We start from the raw sequence: 23,197 nt of genomic DNA on the forward strand, positions 1-23,197 counted from the left end.
TGGATGATTTCGGTGGTTCACGTCACGATATCTTGATCATCTAGCGTAAATCCACTGCAAACATCAGATGCTCCTTCCATATCCCCCTGATTTTAATATTCTGGCGATCCATCTCCTGGAAGCCCGCCTTAAGCAGCACTCGGATCGATCCGGCATTGTTGGGCAGCGCACCTGCCTCCACGCGTTTTATTCCCGCATCATTCACGGCAAAATTCAGTGCTAATCCAAGGGCTTCACTCATGTAGCCCTTGCCATTGTGCGCCTGGTCGAGCACATAACCTACGATCCATTTTTGGGCGGAATCCAGTTCAAGCTCGAACAGAGAGATCTCCCCAATGAGCTCATTTGCCGTGTTCAGGAAGATTCCGAAAGAATAACGCTTCCCTTCTTCCCTGGCCTTGTTCCAACCTTCAAGCAGGGTGACCTGACCCTCCAGCGTATAGAATGTCTCCGATCGTTCACTTGCCGAAATCTCTTCAAAAACAGCCCGATTGCGGAGCTGTACATCCAGCACTGATGCCGCGTCCTCCATGTTCAAAAATCGTAAATAGATGCGTTCTCCACGATTGTTCATCTGTATGTTCATCCTTGTCTCTGGTTGTAGTCTATTTCATCATTAGAAGTACGAGAGTTTCCGTTTATACGCCATATCCCAGAACAGATATTCAAATTCAACGCTTCTTCTGAATATGTCCTCAATGGCTTCCAGTTCCTGCTCGGTTTTATGTTCACATAATGCATCCAGTGTATCATAGAACCATTCGAATGAGTCGCGGAATTCATCACTTGCATAATTTTCGATCCAAGTCTGATAGAAATTACCCTCTAATGAATCCCGATATTGTTCTTTTAATCTTGTGGCATAGTCGTAATACGTCCACGCACAAGGGAAAATGACGGCGATGATTTCGGCAACCCCGCCTGTTTGAGCAACACTCATCATATTTGACGTATATGCCTTGTTGAAAAGAGATGGTTTGACAGTATGATGTTCATCCAGCGTTATCCCAAATTCATTCATGTAATTCCGATGCAAATCCATTTCTTCGTACAGAATAGCGTGTTGAATAACCGTAAAATTCGTCATCAGTTTTTCATCCGCAGCCTTCACTGCACCCATCGCAAAAATCTTCGCATATTCAATCAGATATGTATAGTCCTGGAGTAGATAAAACTTAAACGCTTCCTGATCCAGTGTGCCTTTCCCCATCTCGTGTAAAAAAGGATGATTGTATCCATCTTCCCATACGGTTATGGACTTGTCTTTTAACGTTCTTGAAAATGACATGATCAGTTCTCCTTTGTCCAAATCATATTGTCCCATCTGCAATCCCGCTATTGCTTCCTGTTATGAAATATACACACCAAAAAGCCCTTGTCCTAATTTCGGCAAGGGCAAAAAATAACATGAGTACATGTCATTTGCTCCCTACGTCAGTATTAACTAACAGGTTCAAAGGGTCAGGTTTTAACCTTCTCAACTGCGAACAGTCCCCCTGCAAATTGCTCAGGCTTATTACAACATGTGTATCTCCAAATGTCAAACTATTCCTATTAATCTTCGAGTTTGCCTAATTCCTCTTGCAAGCTCTTCAGACGGGTGCGAATGGTTTCAATCCTATTCTGCACTTCACTTAACTGGTTCAAATCCCTTTCGTATGCCTGTTGCTCTTCCTTGGCTTTTGCCAATTCATCCTCTGCAACGCCAATCTGGTGCTCCAGATATATGATATCTGAAGAGCTGCCGTGAGTTAAACGCTGTGAATATGTCATGGTTCACCTCATTTCTGGTCTTCCATTGCTTTTCCTATATTATATGGCTGAATATCGATATCCAAATCCATACCCAGAGCCAATTTGGCCAGTTGACTTCCTATAAAGGGCCCCATCGTCAGACCTGATGCTCCAAGCCCGTTGGCTGTGATCAAGCCATCCCAACCAGGAACAGCACCCATTACCGGAAGAAAACCCGGTGTGAACGGACGGAAGCCTACTCTCACTTCCTGAAACGTGCTATCAGCTAAACCAGGAGCCAGTTCCAATCCTTTATTCAATATTTCCTGCATTCCGCCTGCGGTTACTCTTGTATCATAGCCTTCAATATCATTTTCGTGAGTCGCCCCAATCACAATCTTCTGTTGATCAAAGGCTAACAAATATTGATCCGAAGGAGGCATGACCACAGGCCATTTCTCAGTATCTTCTCGATCGTGAACCTGCAAATGCATAATTTGCGCCTTCTGATAATGAACCTTAAAATCAATGCCCAAGGGCTTGAATAGTTCATTGGCCCAAGCGCCGGCACACACAATAACCTCGTCAGCCGATATGACTTTCCCGTCAACAACTACTCCAGTTACCCGATTCGACTCATGTTGAAGTGTCGCGTCCCCATCAATCAGGACCGCTCCATTTCGCTGTGCCGATCGGATCAAGGCATCGCGCAGCGCACGGCCATCGATACGCGCAGCACCGCTGATGTATACGGATTGAAAAGTTTCCTCTAGTAGAGGAAAACGCTGATGGGTTTCTTTTGCATCCAACAGGGTAATATCACCAATCTCCGGTGCATCTTCTTTACGAAGATGTGCCCGTTCCTGCATCTTGTTGAGTTTCTCCACATCGGTATGAATACTAAGCGCACCCACTTGAGCGTAACCCGTTTCCGTTTCCCCTTCACTCTTAAGTTCTTCAATCAACCCGGGATAGAAACGTGCACCTGCCTTGGCAAGCTGATACCAATCCTGATTGCGGCGTTGGGATAACCAGGGACAGATAATCCCGGCAGCGGCATCCGTAGCCTGCCCTCGATCTTTCCGATCTATAATAAGGACCTCTGCACCCCATTTTGCTAATTGATAGGCTGTTGATGCCCCAAGAATTCCTGATCCTATGACGATGACTTTCTTCATGATTGCATTCCTTTCCTAAATCAATGTATCCATTATAGCCTATACTGTTCGACATGATAATGGCAAGGCATCGGCATGGTGATACATATTCCTAAAAGGTTTTCGGTAAAAGCTCATCGGATTGAAAACATTATTTAAATTACTGTTATTTATGTAATATAATTCAAATCAAGTTTCTTTTAACGCAGTATCCGCGCCATTTACGCACACGACCTTTAACGAAATGAGGAATAACACAACGATGCCGAAACGTAGTATGGGGAATTCGCTGGATACCGATATGCCACTTATGATTACAGGCCAAAACCAGCTGACCGTAGATGAATTGATCCATTGGAGCGACCATTCACGGGATTACGGTCCGAAGCAGCGAATCGGTGAACAGATTCAGAATGTTATAGTCCTGGTTGACTGGCACAATAATGGTGTAAAGCATGGAATCCCTCCTGTTGGATATGATGGAATGCGTGCAAAAGCGGCTTGAAACGGTATTGGGTTCAGTGCAGATTATCAACCTCCTTGTCGCAAATTCACTGTCTTAATTTGGTAATGATTTGAATCTACTAGAAATTTATATCATTTTTTTGTAAGTTTAAAATCTTAAATTATGAACACTGTTAATTTTTGAATATGTATCCCTAAGATCCATTTAATGCTTTAGAGCATTTTCGTTAGCTATCCACGCAAAAAAACACGCCCAGAGCCACTCCGTATCCATTGACACGGTTGACTACCAGACGTGCTTCAAATATAACAATACATCATTCCATATATTTAGCGGCTACGATCTGGCCTTGAAGCCATGATAGAACGTATCCACAACCAGAGAAGCTGCCGATTTACGAGCAATATCACCACTTACTACCTGCTGCCAAGTCAGAAACAAGATAGAATACAGCACATCTACAATCCAGTTTTTATTGACATCCGGACGAAAATAATTCTTTTGCTGCAACAAGCTGACCGCATGCAGTATCGGCTCTCTTAGCTTCGAATCTGCTCCTTCGATCTCAGGGTTGTAGTGAATAGCTGCATCATGGGTAAGGAAAAATATTTTATCTCCTAACGGAATGAGCACTTCAATCAGTTCCGGAATATACGTTTCACAGTTTTCCTCATCCAGATGAATGTTTTGCATGGCCTCACTTACAACCTCAATCGCACGCAAGCCCAGATAAACCATTAATTGTTCGCGACTCTCCACATAACGATGCAGGGTCGCAATGCCGATTTTTGCAGACTCTGCGATGTCATTCATGGATGCATTGGGCTTTTCAATTAGCAGTTTGGTTGCTTCGTCCAGAATGGAGTTAAGTCTCGTTTGCTTCATCGATGTCAGTTCTTTTTTCAACGGGTTTACACCTCTTGGGGAGTTTATTCTATATATTGATTCAATAATCCATCATTTGAGTGGGATATGACTATAAAATTATAGCATAGTTCCTCGCCATACCAATATCTGAACGTGACAAACATCCTCAAATATGGCTGATGTAAATGGAAAACTTAAAAGCCGCCTTTCGGCGGCTTTTAGTATCTATAACATTCCCCGTTGCTTATAGCTCGATAATTCTCGTTGCAATATTTGCGCAAAATTCACTGTCATGCTCTACAAACAGAAGGGTCGGGGAATACTCCAACAGCAACTCTTCAATTTGCATACGTGAGATGACATCCACAAAATTGAGAGGTTCATCCCAAACGTGCAAATGAGCTTTCTCACTGAGACTTTTGGCAATTAGCACTTTCTTTTTTTGGCCTGCGCTATACGTTGAGATATCCTTCTCCAACTGCAATCTGGAAAAATCCAGCTTTCTTAATATGGATTTAAACAGGCTTTCATCAATACTCTGAGCGGCTGCAAAGTCAGATAAATGGCCTCCGAGATCAGACGTGTCCTGTGACACATACGAGATTTTAAGCTGGTGATCCTTCCGAAAAAGGCCTGTATAAGGGATATTCTCACCACAAATCAGTTTAAGGATGCTTGATTTTCCAGATCCATTTTGACCATAAAGGGCGATACGATCCCCTTTTTCAACCGTGAAACTCACGTCCTTACAAACGACATTGGAATCATAGGCAATGGATACATGTTCCAATTCGACGAGTTCCTTCTTGTGATAATCCAGTTGATGAATCTGCAGGCGTTCTGCATTTTCAATATTTTTGAGCAATTTGGACTTTTCCTGAATGGCGGATTGCTGCCTCTGCTCGATATTTTTGGAACGTTTCATCATTTTGGCAGCCTTATGTCCGATATATCCTTTATCCACCTTGGAACCGGAATTTCTCGTCCCATTTTTGGTTCTTTCGACTTCATGCGACCATCCACCCGTCCGTTTGGCGGAGTCGGATAAACGTTTGATATCCTTTATTAATTTCTCATTACTGGCAAGCTCAAATTGATCTTGTCTCTGTTTATTTTCCCACCACGCGGAAAAATTCCCTTTCTGAATCTCGATGTTGTTTTTATTGATGGACAGGATATGATCCACGCTGTTATCCAGAAAGGATCGATCATGGGATACCAAGATAAATCCACTTTTACTGCGCAGATAATTACTTACAAGTTTTCTCGCATGAATGTCGAGATGATTGGTAGGTTCATCAATGAGCAAAAATCGATTATCCTTCAGGAACAAGGCAGCCAGCATCACCTTCGTTTGCTCTCCGTTGGATAAGGAATCGAAAGGTCGATACAGAATATCTTCCGACACTTTTAACAGGTTAAGCTCACGCACAAGCTGCCAGTGCAGATACTCAGGATAGATCTCTTCAATGACATCGAGGGTCATCGCTCCTTTGTTCTCAACCTGAAACGGAAAGTACTCAAAGCTGACATTTGCAGAAATAGTTCCACTGTATTCATACTTACCGAGCAACAGATTGAGGAATGTCGTTTTGCCTCTTCCATTCCTTCCGGTAAAGCCTAATTTCCAATCGGAGTCCAGCTGAAAACTCACATTTTCAAATATATTATCGTAACTGCCATCATAGGCAAAGGTTAGGTTGGTAACGTTGATTAAAGACATTAAGGATCATCCTTTTTATGTGAAATATAAAAGTTAAGCGGGCGGAGTATTTACCCACGACATGGTCCCTCACTTTATATTTGAACATAATCAGAATTTCAATCCACTCTTGAGATAAAAGACACACTTTCCCTGTCAGAGTTATGAGAATATATCCTCAAATGAAAAAAACGCAAAAAAGCCCAATTCACCCGGTGCTTTTTTTGCGTTACATCAACCTGACTATACGATGACGAAACCTGGCGTCCTGGAGCTTAACGCCAAGATGATCTATGCATAGGAGGATAAAGTGCCGGATTCTGATTAGTTATGTTGTGAACCATGTCAATGTCCATGTTCGCTGACAGGTTCACAACAACATCTACAACCTCTAACTCAGTCATCGCTCTATCCCCCCTTTAAAGGCTCAACAATTTAATACCAGAAACTTAACATGGAATGCGTGCTTAGGTCAAGGCGACCTGCTCTGCATTCATTGAGTTATCAAACGCTGCATACAGCGGTTTGTAAACCGGATGCCACATAGCAGCTTTGACTGCCTCTTCCACGTCCTTGAGCTCCACACGCGCTACGCCATCTTCGACTGCCGCTTTGGCGACTGCGACTGCAACTTTGTACGAAACAGCTTGCAGCTCTTTTACTCGTGGCAGAAGTGGAGCACCCGGTGCAGAGGAATCTACCGAATTAGCTACGGCCACTGCTGCTGCGGTGAACATGTTTTTGGTGAATTTCGATGCTTTTGCAACGATAGCGCCAAGTCCCAATCCTGGAAAAACAAAAGCATTATTGGATTGACCGATTTCATATAAAGTGTCATTAAACATGACTGGTTCAAATGGACTGCCTGTTGCAATTAACGCTTTACCATCCGTCCATTCAATCAGACTTCTTGGTGCTGCTTCGGCAAGGGATGTCGGGTTGGACATCGGCATAATGATTGGACGTTCCACATGTTTCGCCATTTCTTTGATAACTTGTTCATTAAAGGCACCAGTCACACCGGAAGTCCCAATCAGGATTGTTGGTTGGATCTGTTTCACAACTTCCAGCAAACTAACCTGTCCCTGCTCATTCAATGCCCAATCTTTCACTTCCGTTGCTTCACGTACATAAGGTTTCTGGAATTCGAATAGACCTTCCGTCTCATCTGTAAGAATTCCACGGTAATCGAAGGCCCAGAACCGACTTTCCGCTTCCTCCTGCTCAAGACCTTCTTCCATCATGGCATCACGAATCTGATCCGCATTGCCAATACCAGCAGCCCCTGGTCCAAATACAAGAACACGATGCTCTCGAAGAGGTACACCCGTCACCTGAACTCCAGACATGATAGCTGCAAGCGTGACAGCGCCCGTTCCCTGTATGTCATCATTAAACGTAAGGAGCTCTTCCCCGTATTTCTTAATAATATTTCTGGCATTCACGCTGCCCAGATCTTCCCAGTGAAGCAGGATATCCGGGAACCACTTTGTTGTTTCTTTCACAAACGCCTCGATAAATTGATCATATTTTGCCCCGCGAATACGTTCATGACGATTGCCCACATACAATGGATCATTCAGCAATTTGGGATTATTGGTTCCAACGTCCAGTACAACTGGCAGTACACGGCTTGGATCAATGCCCACGGCTGCGGTGTATACGGCCAGTTTGCCAATAGCAATATTGATGCCTCCAACACCCCAGTCTCCAATCCCGAGGATGCTTTCCGAGTCGGTCACCACGATCAGATCCACATCTCCTGCATGCAGGCCACTGTTGCGGAAGGCTTCTTCCAGCCCATCCATATCATTAATGGACAGATATATACCGCCTGGTCTGTGATACTGATTGCTATACTCCTGAATGGCTTGCCCAACCGTAGGTGTATACACAATCGGCAGCATTTCACTAAGATGCTCCTTCATTAAACGGTAGAATAGTACAATATTTCGGTTAAACAGATCACTAAGCATAATGCTTTTGCGCAAATTATCCGATTCATTTTGCAATTGCTGATATACGCGGCTCACTTGTTCTTCAATATTTAAAACCATCGGCGGCAAAATGCCGTTCAGGTTAAGCTCTCTTCTCTCTTCTTCGGTAAAAGCAGTACCCTTGTTCAACATCGGATTGGACAGAACATCCTTGCCTTTCAAAGAGGTTTTTAAATTTCCATTGGAATCCACAAAAAATGAGTTCATTTACTAATTGCCTTCTTTCATGACGTCTCTTCGCTGTCTTTTTAATATATTTTTATCACTTGATAACTTTTAGTTAGTTAAAGATCTTCCGATGACAATTATAAGGTATTTTTTATGGCATGTAAACGAACTCATGAAACTTTCATGAATGAAATTCAATTTCTCCTTGATAAATAAAATTTATCACTTTGCTTTTTTTCAACAAATTCATTTTATGGAAAAGTTCATTTCGAACACAAAAAAAGCCACGAATCTTCGTGGCTTTAGTCAATTTCCCGCTGGGTCAATTCAGCTTAATACTATTTCATATGAGATTTAATTAATCAGTATAGGTATCCTAAAAAATCGAGTTCTCCCTCACTCCAAGCCCTGGTTCCAACTTCTCTAATCATTAATCCCTCAACCTTCTGAACCCCAACTCCAATTGTAGTTAAGCTTTCATGGTCAATTTTTAACCATTTACATGTGTTGCTTACAGCTTTGAATCCATTTTTACGATACAAGTTCATATTATCAGCAAATAAAAGTACAAAATCAATATTTCCCTTAGTCAACTTTTCCACTTCACCAAGCAACAAAGAAGCGATCCCTTGGGAGCGATGTGTGATAGAGACACACAAGTCGATTATCCCTAATACTCTTACTGCTTCTCCGTTTAAATTCATCATCCTGTAGTCTAATGCTACATGTCCTACCAGTTGATTATCAGAGTTGAATGCCAATAATCTGCACTGTGGGATTTGCTTAAAAAACAATCTGTCTTTGGGATAGACCTCTGAAAAACTCGCAATAAGCAATTCTTGAAGATGTGTTATCCATTCTTCTTTCATCTCCATATCATAAGCTTTAATTATTTTCAAATAAATTCCCCCTAATCCACTTCAGACTTTTTCTCTATTTGAGCTCAGTTAACTTAGTGAAGATGAACTTACGGAATATAGGCATCCTCTACCTCAACTTTTGGTTCATTTCCGTCAACTATGTATCTTACGTTAATGACATTTCCTTTCTGGAAATGGGCGATATGTGTAACCGGAATAAAGGTCTCTACAGTTGCGGGAAAGGTACTGCCATCCACTTGGGCTACGGTCAGATCCATTCGCACTCCCGGTCTTCCATCCATACTGGATGAAGTCTGTATGATGTTATGAATAATCGCTTCTGCCGGAGTCCCATCCATTAAAATGTTTTTTCGAAGTTGTTGTTTCTTTTTAGCGCTGTGCACAAGTTTAAATACGGTAATCAAAATGATTGCACCCGTTAGAACTCCAAAACTAATGACTGCAATCACAGTAATCAATGTAGTTGACATGATAGCCTCCTTTTAATTGAAAGTTAAGTTTACTACTTCTTTTCTTTATCTGTCTATTCCTGCAACATCTGCTTACACAGGGCTCCTTCAAGCCAAAAAAGCCACCATGTTTGGCGGCCTCCTGCAGGTTATGAAGTTTATGGACTTCAACCATACTGGCATAATCTATTCGCATAATAAGTTAATCTTAATCTACTTTTGCACCATATGACCTTACAAACAGAACCGCTTGTTCCCGATCCAAACGTGCACCTTTGATATCCAATGATTTCAAATCGATTCCTTCCAGGTTGGCTCCTCTAAGATCCGCCCCTTGCAGTTTCGCTCTGCTCAAAACCACTCTTGTCAGGTCACAGTCTCTCAGATCCGCTTTGGTAAAATCCGTATCCGTAAAATCAGCTTCAAAGAAACGAATTCCTCGCAAGTCCTGTTTACCTAATCGGGTATGTCTCAGATTCGTATAAGACCAATCGCCCCGACTCAGGGTAATGCCATCCATTTGCGCACCAGAGAAGTCCGACCCCGTCATCTTGCATGAGCTGAATTTGGAAGCAAACAGATTAGCACCACCGAAGGAACAATTTTCAAAAGCCGATTCTGTATGAATGGAACCATTCATGGAAGCTCCCTTAAAGTCACATTCAATAAAACGGCAGTTGCTTGTTTCGATTTCTTCCATTGAAGCATTCATAAAGGTACACTGTTTAAAAACACAGCTTATGAGTTCTCCATACCGCAAGTCACGTCCTTCAAAATGTACCCCTTCATATTCCTGATCCTTATATTGAAACATCACGTACACCCCATCTTGTATGATTATCATGTGTTCACCATAAAAAGAGCTTTTTATAATATACCATACGGCTGTCAAGTACCGCTTAAACACCTGCAAAAGTCAAGGTTCTTATTTTTTAAAGACCTGTAACTAGCATAATAGGCCCGATGTCTTGTAACTATTTCTCTTGACCTTGGAGTTTACTCCAATGTTATGATTTTATCGGAAAGGAGGTTAATATGAAAATTACGGATTTTGCTAGCAAATATCAAATTCAAACGGATACAATTCGTTATTATGAGAAAGAGAACTTATTGAATCCGTTAAGGCGAGAAAATGGGTATCGGGAGTATGATGAAGTATGTGAAAAACAGCTACAGCTAATTATCGTATTAAAACAATTAGGTTTTACAATAAAAGAGATGCAACAATTACTTATATTACGAGACCAATCCATATCAACAGAATGTAACGATGCAACAGTATGGTTATTGAATCAAAAAATAACGAAACTTGAAGAAAAAATTCAGTTTTACCAACAGGCATTACAAGTCGTGCAAACCATTAAAGAGCTTGCAAGTGAAGCGGTATATTCAGAGAATAAAGAAGTTATCGAAAAATTGTTACTTAGTTTATTCCAAAAGGATTCATAAGGAGAGAGATATGGTGACGAATAAACAAATCGTTCATGTGGAATATATATTAGCCGTTATACTTTCTTTTTTTATTTACATGCAGCTACACTTTCCAATTTGGTTGTTTTTTGTGCTTTTATTCGTTCCTGATCTTACAATGCTTGGTTACGCAATGAATAAGAAAATAGGTGCGATGGTTTATAATTTCGGACACACATTTATTTTTCCTCTGCTTTTAGCATTAAGTTACTTATATTTTTCAAACGATTATCTGCTTTTAGGGTCGATCATCTGGATAGCTCATATATGTTTGGATAGAGCAATAGGTGCCGGATTGAAATATCAAGATTCTGCATTTACTAGTACACATATACAAAGGCTTTAAAATTGCGGCTGCACTCATTGTACCGATAATTGAAATTGGAAGGCAGCCCTTGTGAAAAGTTGAGGAATATCTTTCTTAAATGATGATTAAACGAGAAGAATGAAGGCGCTAATTGGGCGTCTTCTTTTTCGCGCTAGGAAGGCTTCGGACGTGAAGTGGTTTCTGCTCTTCTATAGCCTGACCCGTTTTCCAAGCAAAAAAGAAGACGCATCTGCACTGGACAGACACATCTTCTAATCTGGATTAATTCCTCTAGAATTCCTTATCCGCAAATAACCTGAAATCGTCCGTAATCGCTAACCTTTTGCTTCCTTCCAAATAAAATTGATCATCTGCTCTCCAGGTATGACTTTGTTTGTTTTGTCTCCGGTGATACACATAGTTAAACGGTGACGTAGCATAGGTTTTGAATCCTCTTTTTCTGCATTGCCTCAAAAAGGTTACATCTTCTCCAATGGAACGGTCCGTGAACCGGACCTTCTTTAAAATCTCCCTTTTGAACAGAAGTGTACCGCCTTGTATAAATTCCACATGTTTGTTCTTTTCTTTGGGTGATCTGACCAGCAGCGTTTTTGAAGCGCCCAAGTAAACCAGGCACGAATGTTTGCCCACGATGTCGCTTTTCGTTCGTTTTAGTCCATTCACTTGTTCTTTCAAATAATAAGGCGAGTAGTAGTCATCATCATCAAATTTGGCAATCAACGGAAATCGGGCACGGGTAATCCCCGCATTCAGACTTTGTCCGAGCGAGATTCTTTCTGGAACTTGATATACGGTAACATCCGCATGTTTTCGAACCCGGTTTCGATATAATTGCAGATTCATGCTGTCATGATTCAGAATAATGATAAGCTCTTTTACTTTATAACGCTGCCGATTGAAATTTTGCAGAATATTGTCAAAAAATTGTACCCGATTGGTACATACAATGATGGAAACACCGTTCTCCGTTCTGTTTTTAGCCATGACCTATGCTCTCCTCCACATATATGTTTCTTCATCATACGTACAGAAGTAAGGCATGGTCTGGACAAAGTGATAGCGTATAAAAGACCAAAAAACCTTTATCCTCCAATGAGGACAAAGGATTCTGAAATTCATTCTATGCTTGATTGGATTCGTTCATATATACGGCTTTACCTGTACGAGCGGACTCATAGAGTGCCTCCAGGATTTGCGAAACCACCAAAGCCTGTTTAGGTGTTACTACCGGCTCCAGATCTTTATCAATCGCTTCAATCCACTTTCTCATCTCTATATCCGGTGCACTTTCACTCTTTCCATCATAGAAAGCAACCCCGCCTGCACTCAACTCAATTTCGTTAGTGTACAAACGGCTGAATTTCTCGCCATTGATGCGCAGGCCATTCTTCATATCCGCGCCTGCTTCGCTTCCGCTCAAGCTGCATTTTGCTTCATCCACATCCAGTGAATTGAGCGCCCAGCTGGATTCCAGCATGATTGTGGCACCATTCTCCATTACGATCATACCGAAAGCGGAATCTTCAACTGAGAATTTTTCCGGGTCCCATGGGCCCCAGGCATTCGCTGCATTTTCTCTTTGTGAAAGCTCGTGATACGTTGTACCCAGAACCACCTTCGGTTGATAGTTATCCATCATCCACAGCGTCAGATCGAGTGCGTGTGTACCGATGTCGATCAATGGTCCGCCACCTTGTTTCTCCTCATCAAGGAAAACACCCCAAGTTGGTACCGCTCTTCTTCTGATCGCATGTGCTTTGGCAAAGTAAATCGAACCCAGTTCGCCAGCTTCACACAGCTGCTTCAGATACAAGCTGTCTTCTCTGAAACGGTTATTGTATCCGATGGTCAGTTTTTTACCCGTACGCTCGGCTGCTTCAAGCATTTTTTGCGCTTCAGCAGATGTCTTGGCCATCGGCTTTTCGCACATTACATGTTTTCCGGATTCCAGCGCGGCAATTGAAATCTCAGCATGGGAGATATTCGGCGTAAGAACATGAACAATATCAATCGTTTTATCCTGAAGAAGCTCCTGATAATCCGTGTATACCTTTGCTTCGGAACTGCCATACTTTTCTTTGGCTTCATCTGCACGTTCCTGAACGATATCGCAAAAAGCAACCAGTTCTACATGTTCAAGCTTGCTCAGACTTGGCAGATGCTTGCCGTTTGCAATCCCGCCACAGCCAATAATCCCTACACGATACGTTTTACTCATATCCAATCACCCTCACTTTTGGTTTGGTTGTTTCATTTTGCGGAAAGCCGATGGGGTCATCCCCAGACGCTTGCGAAAAACAGCATGCAAATAATTGGCATTGGTAAACCCTGAAGCCAGGGCAATTTGTTCAATGGAAACATGACTTTCTTCCAGATTGCGGCACACCGCGCGCAGGCGAATATCCTCCAACACACGGCTGAAAGGCATTTCTGGCTGTACCTGATAAAAGATTCGCTGCAATTGTCTGCTGCTGATATGCAGCTTCTCCGCTACATTCTCCAGTGTTACTGCGGAGGGATGATTCGCCTCCATATACTGAATGGCATAATCATACCTGTACACAGACATGTCTCGAACTGGGGCCTCCGCCCGATTTCCCCCGATATCGTAGGCTCGGACGGTCTTGAGCAGAATACTAATTACCTGCTGCTTAATGGACGTGTAATAACCGATCAGTTTACGGTCACAAGCCTCATATGCTTCCAGGAAACAGTTCATGGCGCGATGATAGTCATGTACCGGAGCAAGAGGAAGCGTTCTAAGCTTTTCAATCGTTTCCTCTGATTCGGCTGCCTCCCATGGATCTACACCCTCTCTGGGATGTTCGATGATATCCACATGAAGACATAATTCATCCATAGCCTCCTGGGAATCCGCCTCCTGATAATGAACAAGACCCGGACCCGTTAAGTACAGCATGCCTTCAGAGAGCGGATGCATCTTATCCCCCAGAATGACTTTTCCTTTCCCTCTCGGGATAAAATGGAGTTCGAATTCCGCATGATTATGAAAATCAACGATTCTGCCTGCCGGAAAAGAAGTCAGATGAAATCGCAGAACCCGTATCTCGTAGTGTCCCCACAGGATCGAGACATCCAGTCTTTCCAGGATATCCTGTCGCTCAAGCATTTTCTCAAAAGGATATCGGCTCAATGCAGCACCTCCCAATATCCTATCCCTGTAAATCCTTTAAGGAGATTTTACGCCCTTCCTTCGCAGAAAGGTTGGCCGCCTCCATCAGGCGAGTTAACTGAGTAGCCGTCTGCAAATTCTCGCTAGCAATTGTATCGTTTTGAATATGGGATACCCACTGGCTGAATGCGCTTTCTCTTCTGTCCAGCAAAGGAATCTCCGTCCATTCTTTCTGTTGCTCCGAACCGACATTCGTGCGAATCAGCAGCTTCTCCTCCGGTGTTCCGTATAACAGCGTGCCCTCCGTACCATGAACCTCTATCGCAAATGGAGAATGACTGTTCACAAACCCAGCCTCAACCACACCGATCGCTCCGGAATCCGTAAATAAGGTGGCAACCGCGTTATCTTCCACTTCTTTTCCGGTTACATATCCGAAATTAGCATTAACCCCTGTCACTTCTTGACCCAGGAACAGATTCGTCAGATACATCGGATGACAACCTAGGTCAATCAATGCACCGCCCTGGCAATCTTCCAGATGATAAAAGTGCTCAGGCAGCCAGTTGGCAATAGCTCCGTTATGCGATAAACGCACACGAACATAAGTCACTTTACCAAGTAATCCTTGGTTCAGTACATCTTGAATCGTTAATGTATATCCATCGTTCAAACGAGGTAATGAAACCGTCATTTTCACTCCGTTATCCTGTACATCAGAAATGATTGTATTAACTTCCTTCAAGGTTGAAGCGATAACTTTCTCTGTAAAAATGTGTTTGCCCGCTTTCGCTGCAGCAGTGATCACATCTTCATGAAGTCGTGTCGGTGCATCCACAATGACGGCATCGATGTTGTCCTGTGCCAGCATCTCTTCAAGTGAAGCATAGAATGGCACGTTCAGACGTTCGGCTGCTTCCTGTCCGCGCTCGGCATCTTCATCCCACACAGCAGCCATCACTGTATCTTCATGCTCCTGAGCCTGTTTAATATAATCCCAGGCATGTACGTGCCATAAGCTTACTTTACCTATTCGAATGGTCACTATGATTAACCTCCATACTATATGATATTCTGACATCTAACTATAAATTAACACAGACCTGATCTAATTTTAATAGGAACTTACGACAATAACTATATAAAATTACGACATCATTCAGATAAGTACTCACTTATAAATAAGCAAAAAGCTTTCTGCCACGGGATTGTGGCTGAGAAAGCTTTTTGCAAATAATAAATTGTTAATTGCCTGTTTCCGCAAACGTTTTAATTCGAAGTCCGATTTGGTCACGAACCTGTTGGAAGACAGCCCATTTCTCCTCATCCGTACCTGTTGCTTTGGCAGGATCATCGAACCCCCAGTGCTCCCGTTTAACTTGTGGAGGTGTTATTGGACATTTATCTGCTGCATCACCACACAATGTAACTACCAGATCTGCATTGTTTAGCCGTTCGGAATCAATGATATCGGATGTCTGACTGGAGATATCCATGCCTAATTCCTTCATAGCTTCAACCGCTTTGGGATTCAAACCGTGAGCTTCGATTCCTGCGCTATAAATGTTCCAATCCTCACTCAGGTATTTCTTGGCCCAGCCTTCGGCCATTTGGCTTCGGCAGGAATTGCCTGTACATAGAAAATAAAGTGTTTTTTTGCTCATGCCATCGTCTCCTCGCTATTTTGAATTACAGAATGCTTAACCACAAATACAAGCCTATTAATGTAATTAGCAACGTTGGAACCGTAATAATAATACCTATTCTGAAATAAGTGCCCCAAGAAATCCTGACGCCTTTGGTGCTGAGAACGTGAAGCCAAAGTAATGTTGCCAAGGAACCGATCGGTGTGATTTTGGGACCCAGATCCGAGCCAATGATATTGGCATAAATGAGCGCTTCCCGTATGCTTCCTGTAGCTGTCGTTGCTTCAATGGCAAGCGAATTGATCAAGACGGTAGGCATATTGTTCATCAGTGATGAAATGAACGCAGCAATAAAGCCCATGCCAATGGTTGCAACCAACAACCCTTGATCGGCCAAAGCCTGAATGGCGGCAGCCAGCAGATCCGTCAATCCCGCGTTTCGCAGACCATACACCACCACATACATGCCGATGGAGAAAAATACGATGGCCCAAGGAGCCTCCTTAAGAATCGATTTCGTCGGCACAGCAGAGCTGCGGGAAGCCATAACCAAGAAGAAAATAGCGGCCACACCTGCTACAAGGGAGACAGGAACGCCTATAAATTCACTACAGAAGTAACCGGTGAGCAGGATTCCGAGAACAATCCATGACAACCCAAACATCTTCTTATCCTTAATGGCTGTAGCTGGAGGTTTCAATTGACGGCTATCAAACCGTTTGGGAATGCTCTTTCTGAAAAAGAGATATAGAACTCCTATGCTTGCAGCTAATGAGAACAGATTTGGTATGAACATTCTTCCTGCATACTGCATAAACGTAATACCGAAGAAATCGGCTGACACGATGTTGACCAGGTTGCTTACAACGAGTGGCAATGACGTCGTATCGGCGATAAATCCGCTAGCTATAATGAAGGGAAATACTTTTTTCTCATCAAAGTTTAGTGCACGTACCATAGCCAGTACTATCGGTGTCAGTATTAGGGCGCCTCCGTCATTGGCAAAGAAAGCGGAAACTATTGCTCCTAGGATCGAGACGTAAACAAACATCCGAACCCCTCTGCCATAAGCCGCCTTGGCCATATGTAAGGCAGCCCATTCAAAAAAGCCAATGCGGTCCAAAATAAGTGAAATTAGGATGATAGCCACAAAGGCAAGCGTTGCATTCCATACAATCTGGGTAACATCCCATACATCCTGAAGATGAACAACACCTAAAAGTAAAGCCAGAATGGCTCCCCCGCATGCTGACCATCCAATAGAAAGGTTTTTGGGCTGCCAGATAACGAGGATCAGTGTGATCAAAAAAATGATGCTTGCCAACGCTGCCGTGAACAAACATTTCACCTCCTTTCCGTTAATACTCTGTCTTTAACATAGTTATATAATGATATACTTATATGTAAATCAAAAAAAAGTTAATTACACTTGGACGATACCCTTTCCTTGTTTAACGACTTCAGGATAGCCGCTGTATCCGGCATGCATTCCAATGCAAGTTTAATATACGGCGTATCTTCGACATTCAAAGAATAATACACCCACTGTCCGCGTTTGCTCTCTTTAACCAAACCCTGATCCTTTAATTTTCGCAAATGTTGGCTGATGCCAGGCTGCGACATATCCAGAATATCTACAAATTCACAAACGCACCATTCTCTATCCTTCAGGAGCGAGAGCATGGTCAGGCGTGTTTTGTCACCCAGTAATTTCAACTTATCCGCAGCGTCTTGAATGAAATCCATAACCCTTCCTCCCTCCTGTATGTAACTTATATAAGAACATGCTTATATTATAATGCGATAACAATAAAGTCAATACAAAAGACATCCACCATGACAAGGCGGATGTCCATTGTTTTGAAAAATGAAGTCTACTCGATCTGAGTTCCTGGCAACAGATTGTCATCATCGGAAGGTACATTTGTAACAGGCGCTTCGGCAGCAGATACAAACAACCGTCCTGGCGCTTCCACTTCTACTTTGTTACCAGCCGTATCCTGGGCGCGGATCACAATAACCCCACCCTCAAGCACAAGTGATGCAGGTGTGGTATACGTACCCGTATAATGACCAGGTTCCGTTTCCACCAATGGAATCTCTCCCCCAGCCTGTGGAGTCAGATTGGATGGCAGTTCAATTCGGAAAGAAGCCTGAAGTTTGGGCTTACTGTCGAACGAAACCGTTACGGTTTCTCCTGCCACAATCCGTACATCCTCAGCCGGAGAGATATTGGTCAGTTCAGGCAAAGACGTATCCACATTAACCGTTCGGGTCACGGTTGTTTTATTACCTGCAATATCTGTCGCTATTATTGTAATGGTGTTCTTACCCTCATTCACTAGTACGCGGTGATTAAAGCTTCTGTCCTGCTCCAATTTCACCTTTTGTCCGTTAATCGTCACCTTGTCAAGGAATTGATCCTGCACGTTGCCGGTCACATGAACCACTTCTGTGTTGGTTCGACTTCCTTCCTCAGGTGTGAGAACCGTTAATACCGGTGTGGTCTGATCTAAGATGATCACAACTGGAAGAGAACGGTCTGTCGTTTTTCCATTAACAACCGCCTCGGCAGTAAAGGCATTAACGCCTGATTGAAGCTGTGCATTATAAGTGAATTTACCGTTCTGAACCGTTGTTGAACCCACCAATTTTTTTCCGTTATAAATTTTAAGCTCTGCGCCATTCGCAGGAGAAGTTCCCGCAACGGTGAAGGCTGACTTATTGGTATACGTGTTAGCTGGTGTAGTGAGTACAGGTGCATTCACCGGATACTTAACCACTGCACGAATCATATAGTTTCCCTCTTCTGCTGGTGCAGTACTCCATACTCCGCCTACACGCTGCCAGCTCCGCCCTGCATTCACACCATTTTCATCGGTTGCAAGTCCCGGCGCGCTCGTTCCGACTGCAGTCTGTACATACACGATATAGAAATCGCCTTGTACCACTACAGGCTCAGGAAATTCCACGGTCGTCCACTGATCATTACGCAATGCTGTACCGTCGAATGGCCCCGCCAACAATCGGCCTGGCGCTCCACCTGATCCGGAGGCGTCATAGACGGCATATTTAAATGCTGTTCCGCCGGGTACTGGCCACTCTGTATTCCAGAATCGAAGTGATGCACCTGTGAGCTGTGCTGTCTCCAATTCTGGCGTCATGCGCACAGCCCATGCGTTATCTGCGGCGACAAAAGCTCTTGCATTTTCAGCAGTTCCATCGTCATAAGCGATTTCACCAGGAAATCCGATAAATGGTTTTAAGGCAACTTTCGCTTCGACTGTACCATTTCCTGGTACCGTTACACTTACAGTTTTACTATAATAGTCTGTCGCGATGATCGACAGCGTGTAGGTTCCTTCCAGAACATCCAGAATGAACTTGCCGTCTGTGCCTGTACGAACTGCCCCTACTTGAGCATCTTCCAACACAAGAACGGATGCGCCAGCTAGAGGTTTTCCTGTCCGTTCATCACTTACAGTACCTTCAATCTTTCCTTGGGGAATGGTTTCCAGATTGAAGTTGGCTGTCGCTCCACTGCCGTCCGTGATGGTTACCGTTTTCGTCTGAGGATAATATCCATAAGCCTCAGCCTTCAACGTGTAATCACCCGCCACGTGAGTAAAACTGTATTTGCCTGTTGTCGAGTCTGTCTTGACTGAACGCCCTGTTTCCAGAACGGTGACCGTTGCACTTGCAGGTAAGCTTTGCGGGGTTACAGAGCCTGTTCCAGGTTTCTGCACTTCCGGCTGCTCCTGTTTCGTTTTATTGAATTCAGCCTTGTCTGTACTTGAAACTTTATACCAAGGATTATCATATTCAGGTTTAGGCTTATCACTGCTCAGAACAACCGCGGTATCTTTCGTAACCGTCTCAGCGGCGATACCCAGAATGCGGAAGTCATCGATATACCAGCCTTGCTTGACGACACTGCTGTCCGACGTCAATCTGAACCGGAATTGAACTTCATTTCCCTTCAATGCGGCCAGATCGTAGAATACCGGAGTCCATTGTTTCCCATTCGAAGAATGAGAAAATTTACCGAGCTCCGACCATGTGTTGCCACCGTCCTTTGTAGCTTCGACATAACCATAATCATATCCACTTTCAATCTCATACCAATGATTGAACGTCAGTGTAGCTTGATCCACTTGAGTCAAATCCACGACTGGCGATACCAGAGAATAGTTTGAACCGTTCTCATAGGTGCTGTCCAGATCGGTCGCCCAAACATTCGGCGGAGAAACCGCACTGGCAGGACCAACGACAGGTACTCCACGTTCCCACTCGTCCTTGGTGCCCGAATGAGACCATCCATTGTCGCTATTGCCATCAAAGTGATCAATGAAGATATCTTCAGGGACCTCCACGGTCACGGATACCTCATTCGACTTGTCACTTTCATTGCCACTATAATCAAGCGCAGCTACCGTGTAATAATAAGTTGAATCGGTTACGGTCGCTGTATCCGAAAATGTCGTTGCAGATGTATTTCCAATAACCTCATAACCTGAGCCGGGATTCGTCGAACGATACACGTTGTAGGATTCCAGATCCTCATCGTCCGATCCCGTCCAGGACAGGTTTACGTTCCCCAGAATGTCAGCTGTAGCGGACAATCCGCTTGGCGCTCCCGGAGCAATATCATCTGGAGCTTGTACTGAAAAGTCATCGATATACCAACCAGCCTTTTGAACGGAATTGTCGCTGGTCAGATTAAACTTGATAAATACCTGTTGACCGGCGTAGTCACGCAAGTCAATATATTGCGTTTTCCAGCCTCCACCGGCACCTGTAAAGCTCAATGCCTCTTCAAATGCATAGTCACTATCCTCTGTTGCAATGTACACCTTGCCAAAATCGATGTTGCTCTCCAAATCATACCAGTGCTTGAAGGATAACAATGCTCCTTCAGGGCTCTGGGTAAGATCAATTGGTGGTGCGAGCAAATAGGCATTGCTGTTGGCTGCATAAGTCCCAGTCAGATTGGTTGCAATCAGCTTATCACCGGAATAGGCGCTTCCCGGTCCACTTGTCGGTGCTCCCCATGTCCAGGCGTTGCCAACTCCGCCCGAGCTGAAGCCCAGATTATCTTCCTCAAAATCCTGCAAATACCCAGGCTGCACTCCATTGGATACCGCAACCTTGTAAACTTCACTTTCGAATCCGTTATTACCATAATCATTGACCCGGATATAGTATTCCAAGCCCTGTGACTCGATGAGGAATGCCGGAATCGTCGCTGTGTAGGTTCCATCTTTGGCATCTCCAGCTATTCGATTCATCGGCAGATATACATACTGGCTCGTGCCCGTTGTTTTGGCGAATGCCTCCACTGTTGTTACACCGACATTATCGGTAACACGCGCAGTCAGTGGAATATCAAGCCCCGTAAACGCAGAGTTTACAGGTGTATGTTCCAGAACGGGTGCTTCCAAATCATCACCTGCTGTGACAACCCTCCCGGATACCGTGCCTATGCCTTCAAGCACGGAACCTACTGCATCCAGCGCATTAATGATACCGTGACCGTAGCCGTTATTTGGCGAGGTTGGATACCGGCTGTCTGTTCTCGGTGTCGCTGTATCCATAATAATTTGCTCCAACTGATCAACCGTAAGGGAATGATTGGCTTGAAGCAGGAGTGCAGCCAAGGCAGTGGTATGCGGGCCTGCCATGGACGTACCGTTCCAGCCACCCTCATATACGCCGCCCGGAACGGAGGAACGAATGTTAACACCTGGAGCCGAAACTTCCGGCTTAATTTCCTCATAAGGGGAAGGACCAAGTAGGGAAAAAGAAGCCAGATTCCCGTTGATATCCGTTGCTCCGGTCGCGAAGCTCTCTGGATAGTTGGCAGGGTTCGCAACCGAACCTGGGCCTCCGGGATTCGTCAATGTTACATTGCCGGCTGAGAATTCCGGAAAGATCTGTGCATCACGCCAGGCCTGAACCATCGGACGGAACCACTCGTCCAATCCTGGACCACCACCCCAGGAATTGTTAACCACATCCGGGGCAAGCTCAGGGTGCAGGTTTCCTTCGGCATCCACTGGAGCAATCAGCCATTGCCCGCCATCCAGTATAATGGCATCCGTCGTACTCGGATTGAAAATCCGGACGGAAATCCATTTTGCTCCGGGAGCAACCCCGATCTTATTGGTGCCATTGGCTTCGGAGCCTACCATGGTACCCATCGTATGTGTACCATGACCGTCTCCATCCGCAGGAAGAGAGGCATTACTATGGGGATCATACCAGCTTAGCTCGGGATCGACGATATTTCCCGAAGCATCGAGTCCTCTCCATTTACTGCGGAGCGCCGGATGGGTGTAATCGACCCCGCTGTCCAGGTTGGCAACAACGATTCCTGTACCGTCGATTCCTTTGTCCCAGACTGCAGGCGCGTTAATCGAATCGATGTTCCATTCAACGTTCTCTGTCTGCAGGCTCTTCTCATTAGCTGCTGCGCTTTCCTTCGTATCCGCTTCTTTGGCTGGTGTCTTGGCAGGCTCCGTTGCTGGGGCTGCTGTTGCCTTTTCGCTACCAACCTCAGTTTTTTGCATATAACGCTGCTCGTTAGGCAGTAATTTTTCCACCTCGGGAAGAAGTGCAATCTGTTCCATAACTTCTTTCGTACTTGTTACTGCGAGTGCATTAACGATGAAATAACTTTTATATTCTTTGACCTTGCCAAGGTCAAGTTCCTTCTCAAGAAAACTTTCCAGGGTGTATTGGGAGCGCGAGGCCGTTTCTCGCAGAGAACTGACAACCGTGCTGCGCACAGACAGTTTCGTTGCCGAAGCCGTTTGCTTTTCGATTGTTGCCTTTTGCATAGCTTGTTTGGAGACAGAGGCTGTATCTACCTGTTCTTTCATTTTCACCAGATAAGTTACATAATCATTGCTCTCAAATTCCTTGCTCAGCTTGGCGTTCACTTTGGAGGTGGTGATTTTGTCCGAACTGGATTTCATGTCGATCTTCTGCGATGCGGCGTTATCAGCTGAAACCGGATGAATGATAGATAATGCAAGGAGAAGTGACAGGCCCATGGAGAGCGGCTTGCGTAAACGATTCATCTTTATCAAACTTTTCCACTCCTTTTACCCGGTTTTTGTAATACAGCGATTTACTGTATCCATTCCTTTAAACGAAACGATGAAACGGCCTCAATATGGACAGACGTATTGCGTTCA

21 protein-coding genes and 1 riboswitch are annotated in these 23,197 nt (G+C 44.1%); of the genes, 3 read left to right on the plus strand and 18 right to left on the minus strand.

The genetic code is table 11. The features are described from left to right. Positions 1-40: 40 nt before the first annotated feature. The 4 genes from Q0V21_RS10350 to Q0V21_RS10365 all read right to left on the minus strand — a co-directional run bounded on the left by Q0V21_RS10350 (position 41) and on the right by Q0V21_RS10365 (position 2,912). Positions 41-574 carry a GNAT family N-acetyltransferase gene (locus Q0V21_RS10350; RefSeq protein WP_301878760.1) on the minus strand — a complete coding sequence of 178 codons (534 nt, stop codon included), beginning with the start codon at positions 572-574 and terminating at the stop codon, positions 41-43. 42 nt (positions 575-616) lie between these two features. Then, positions 617-1,288, minus strand: a complete 672-nt coding sequence (gene tenA / locus Q0V21_RS10355; protein ID WP_301878761.1) for a thiaminase II — start codon at positions 1,286-1,288, stop codon at positions 617-619. Between the two features lie 121 nt (positions 1,289-1,409). Continuing rightward, a riboswitch (TPP riboswitch) is annotated at positions 1,410-1,508 on the minus strand. A gap of 46 nt (positions 1,509-1,554) precedes the next feature. Then, positions 1,555-1,773 (minus strand): hypothetical protein, encoded by a 219-nt coding sequence (locus Q0V21_RS10360; RefSeq protein WP_301878762.1) that lies wholly within the window; start codon positions 1,771-1,773, stop codon positions 1,555-1,557. A gap of 8 nt (positions 1,774-1,781) precedes the next feature. Then, a complete protein-coding gene (locus Q0V21_RS10365; protein WP_301878764.1) occupies positions 1,782-2,912 on the minus strand; it encodes an NAD(P)/FAD-dependent oxidoreductase in 1,131 nt (376 codons plus the stop codon). A gap of 241 nt (positions 2,913-3,153) precedes the next feature. On the opposite strand from Q0V21_RS10365, the gene Q0V21_RS10370 reads away from it, so the two are divergent. After that, positions 3,154-3,396: a hypothetical protein gene (locus tag Q0V21_RS10370; RefSeq protein WP_079344389.1), complete on the plus strand. Its 243-nt coding sequence runs from the start codon at positions 3,154-3,156 to the stop codon at positions 3,394-3,396. 297 nt (positions 3,397-3,693) lie between these two features. Here the strand turns inward: Q0V21_RS10370 and Q0V21_RS10375 are convergent, their stop codons facing one another. The 6 genes from Q0V21_RS10375 to Q0V21_RS10400 all read right to left on the minus strand — a co-directional run bounded on the left by Q0V21_RS10375 (position 3,694) and on the right by Q0V21_RS10400 (position 10,235). Then, positions 3,694-4,263, minus strand: coding sequence for a TetR/AcrR family transcriptional regulator (locus Q0V21_RS10375; RefSeq protein WP_301878765.1), 570 nt, complete (start codon positions 4,261-4,263; stop codon positions 3,694-3,696). A 205-nt stretch (positions 4,264-4,468) separates the two neighbouring features. Next, entirely contained in the window at positions 4,469-5,947 is a 1,479-nt protein-coding gene (locus Q0V21_RS10380; protein ID WP_301878766.1) for an Lsa family ABC-F type ribosomal protection protein, read from the minus strand. A gap of 446 nt (positions 5,948-6,393) precedes the next feature. After that, on the minus strand, positions 6,394-8,130 hold the full coding sequence (locus Q0V21_RS10385) for an NAD-dependent malic enzyme (protein ID WP_301878767.1): 1,737 nt from the start codon (positions 8,128-8,130) through the stop codon (positions 6,394-6,396). A gap of 323 nt (positions 8,131-8,453) precedes the next feature. Next, positions 8,454-8,990, minus strand: coding sequence for a GNAT family N-acetyltransferase (locus Q0V21_RS10390; RefSeq protein WP_301878772.1), 537 nt, complete (start codon positions 8,988-8,990; stop codon positions 8,454-8,456). 68 nt (positions 8,991-9,058) lie between these two features. Continuing rightward, positions 9,059-9,442, minus strand: a complete 384-nt coding sequence (locus tag Q0V21_RS10395) for a hypothetical protein (RefSeq protein WP_301878773.1) — start codon at positions 9,440-9,442, stop codon at positions 9,059-9,061. 187 nt (positions 9,443-9,629) lie between these two features. Beyond that, entirely contained in the window at positions 9,630-10,235 is a 606-nt protein-coding gene (locus Q0V21_RS10400; protein ID WP_079344378.1) for a pentapeptide repeat-containing protein, read from the minus strand. Positions 10,236-10,456: 221 nt separating this feature from the next. Here Q0V21_RS10400 and Q0V21_RS10405 point away from each other — a divergent pair, with 221 nt between their 5' ends. Together Q0V21_RS10405 and Q0V21_RS10410 are read left to right on the plus strand one after the other, a co-directional pair. Continuing rightward, complete coding sequence (locus tag Q0V21_RS10405; protein WP_079344377.1) at positions 10,457-10,870, plus strand: MerR family transcriptional regulator; 414 nt, start codon at positions 10,457-10,459, stop codon at positions 10,868-10,870. Positions 10,871-10,880: 10 nt separating this feature from the next. Next, a complete protein-coding gene (locus Q0V21_RS10410) occupies positions 10,881-11,237 on the plus strand; it encodes a DUF4260 domain-containing protein (protein WP_179132566.1) in 357 nt (118 codons plus the stop codon). A 252-nt stretch (positions 11,238-11,489) separates the two neighbouring features. Here Q0V21_RS10410 and Q0V21_RS10415 read toward each other — a convergent pair whose 3' ends face one another. The 8 genes from Q0V21_RS10415 to Q0V21_RS10450 form a co-directional block, all read right to left on the minus strand. After that, a complete protein-coding gene (locus tag Q0V21_RS10415; RefSeq protein ID WP_301878778.1) occupies positions 11,490-12,203 on the minus strand; it encodes a glycosyltransferase family 2 protein in 714 nt (237 codons plus the stop codon). A gap of 136 nt (positions 12,204-12,339) precedes the next feature. After that, complete coding sequence (locus tag Q0V21_RS10420) at positions 12,340-13,437, minus strand: Gfo/Idh/MocA family protein (RefSeq protein WP_301878780.1); 1,098 nt, start codon at positions 13,435-13,437, stop codon at positions 12,340-12,342. Between the two features lie 12 nt (positions 13,438-13,449). Beyond that, positions 13,450-14,373 (minus strand): AraC family transcriptional regulator, encoded by a 924-nt coding sequence (locus tag Q0V21_RS10425; protein WP_301878781.1) that lies wholly within the window; start codon positions 14,371-14,373, stop codon positions 13,450-13,452. Positions 14,374-14,392: 19 nt separating this feature from the next. Next, entirely contained in the window at positions 14,393-15,397 is a 1,005-nt protein-coding gene (locus Q0V21_RS10430; RefSeq protein ID WP_301878783.1) for a Gfo/Idh/MocA family protein, read from the minus strand. A 199-nt stretch (positions 15,398-15,596) separates the two neighbouring features. Next, positions 15,597-16,016 carry an arsenate reductase (thioredoxin) gene (arsC, locus tag Q0V21_RS10435; protein ID WP_301878784.1) on the minus strand — a complete coding sequence of 140 codons (420 nt, stop codon included), beginning with the start codon at positions 16,014-16,016 and terminating at the stop codon, positions 15,597-15,599. 25 nt (positions 16,017-16,041) lie between these two features. Continuing rightward, entirely contained in the window at positions 16,042-17,337 is a 1,296-nt protein-coding gene (locus Q0V21_RS10440) for an arsenic transporter (RefSeq protein WP_301878786.1), read from the minus strand. An 80-nt stretch (positions 17,338-17,417) separates the two neighbouring features. Then, a complete protein-coding gene (locus tag Q0V21_RS10445; RefSeq protein WP_301878787.1) occupies positions 17,418-17,744 on the minus strand; it encodes an ArsR/SmtB family transcription factor in 327 nt (108 codons plus the stop codon). A 128-nt stretch (positions 17,745-17,872) separates the two neighbouring features. Then, positions 17,873-23,089 carry a S8 family serine peptidase gene (locus tag Q0V21_RS10450; RefSeq protein WP_301878789.1) on the minus strand — a complete coding sequence of 1,739 codons (5,217 nt, stop codon included), beginning with the start codon at positions 23,087-23,089 and terminating at the stop codon, positions 17,873-17,875. Between the last annotated feature and the right edge of the window lie 108 nt (positions 23,090-23,197).

This window comes from Paenibacillus sp. 11B (assembly GCF_030487755.1).
GTDB classification, from domain to species: domain Bacteria; phylum Bacillota; class Bacilli; order Paenibacillales; family Paenibacillaceae; genus Paenibacillus; species Paenibacillus vandeheii.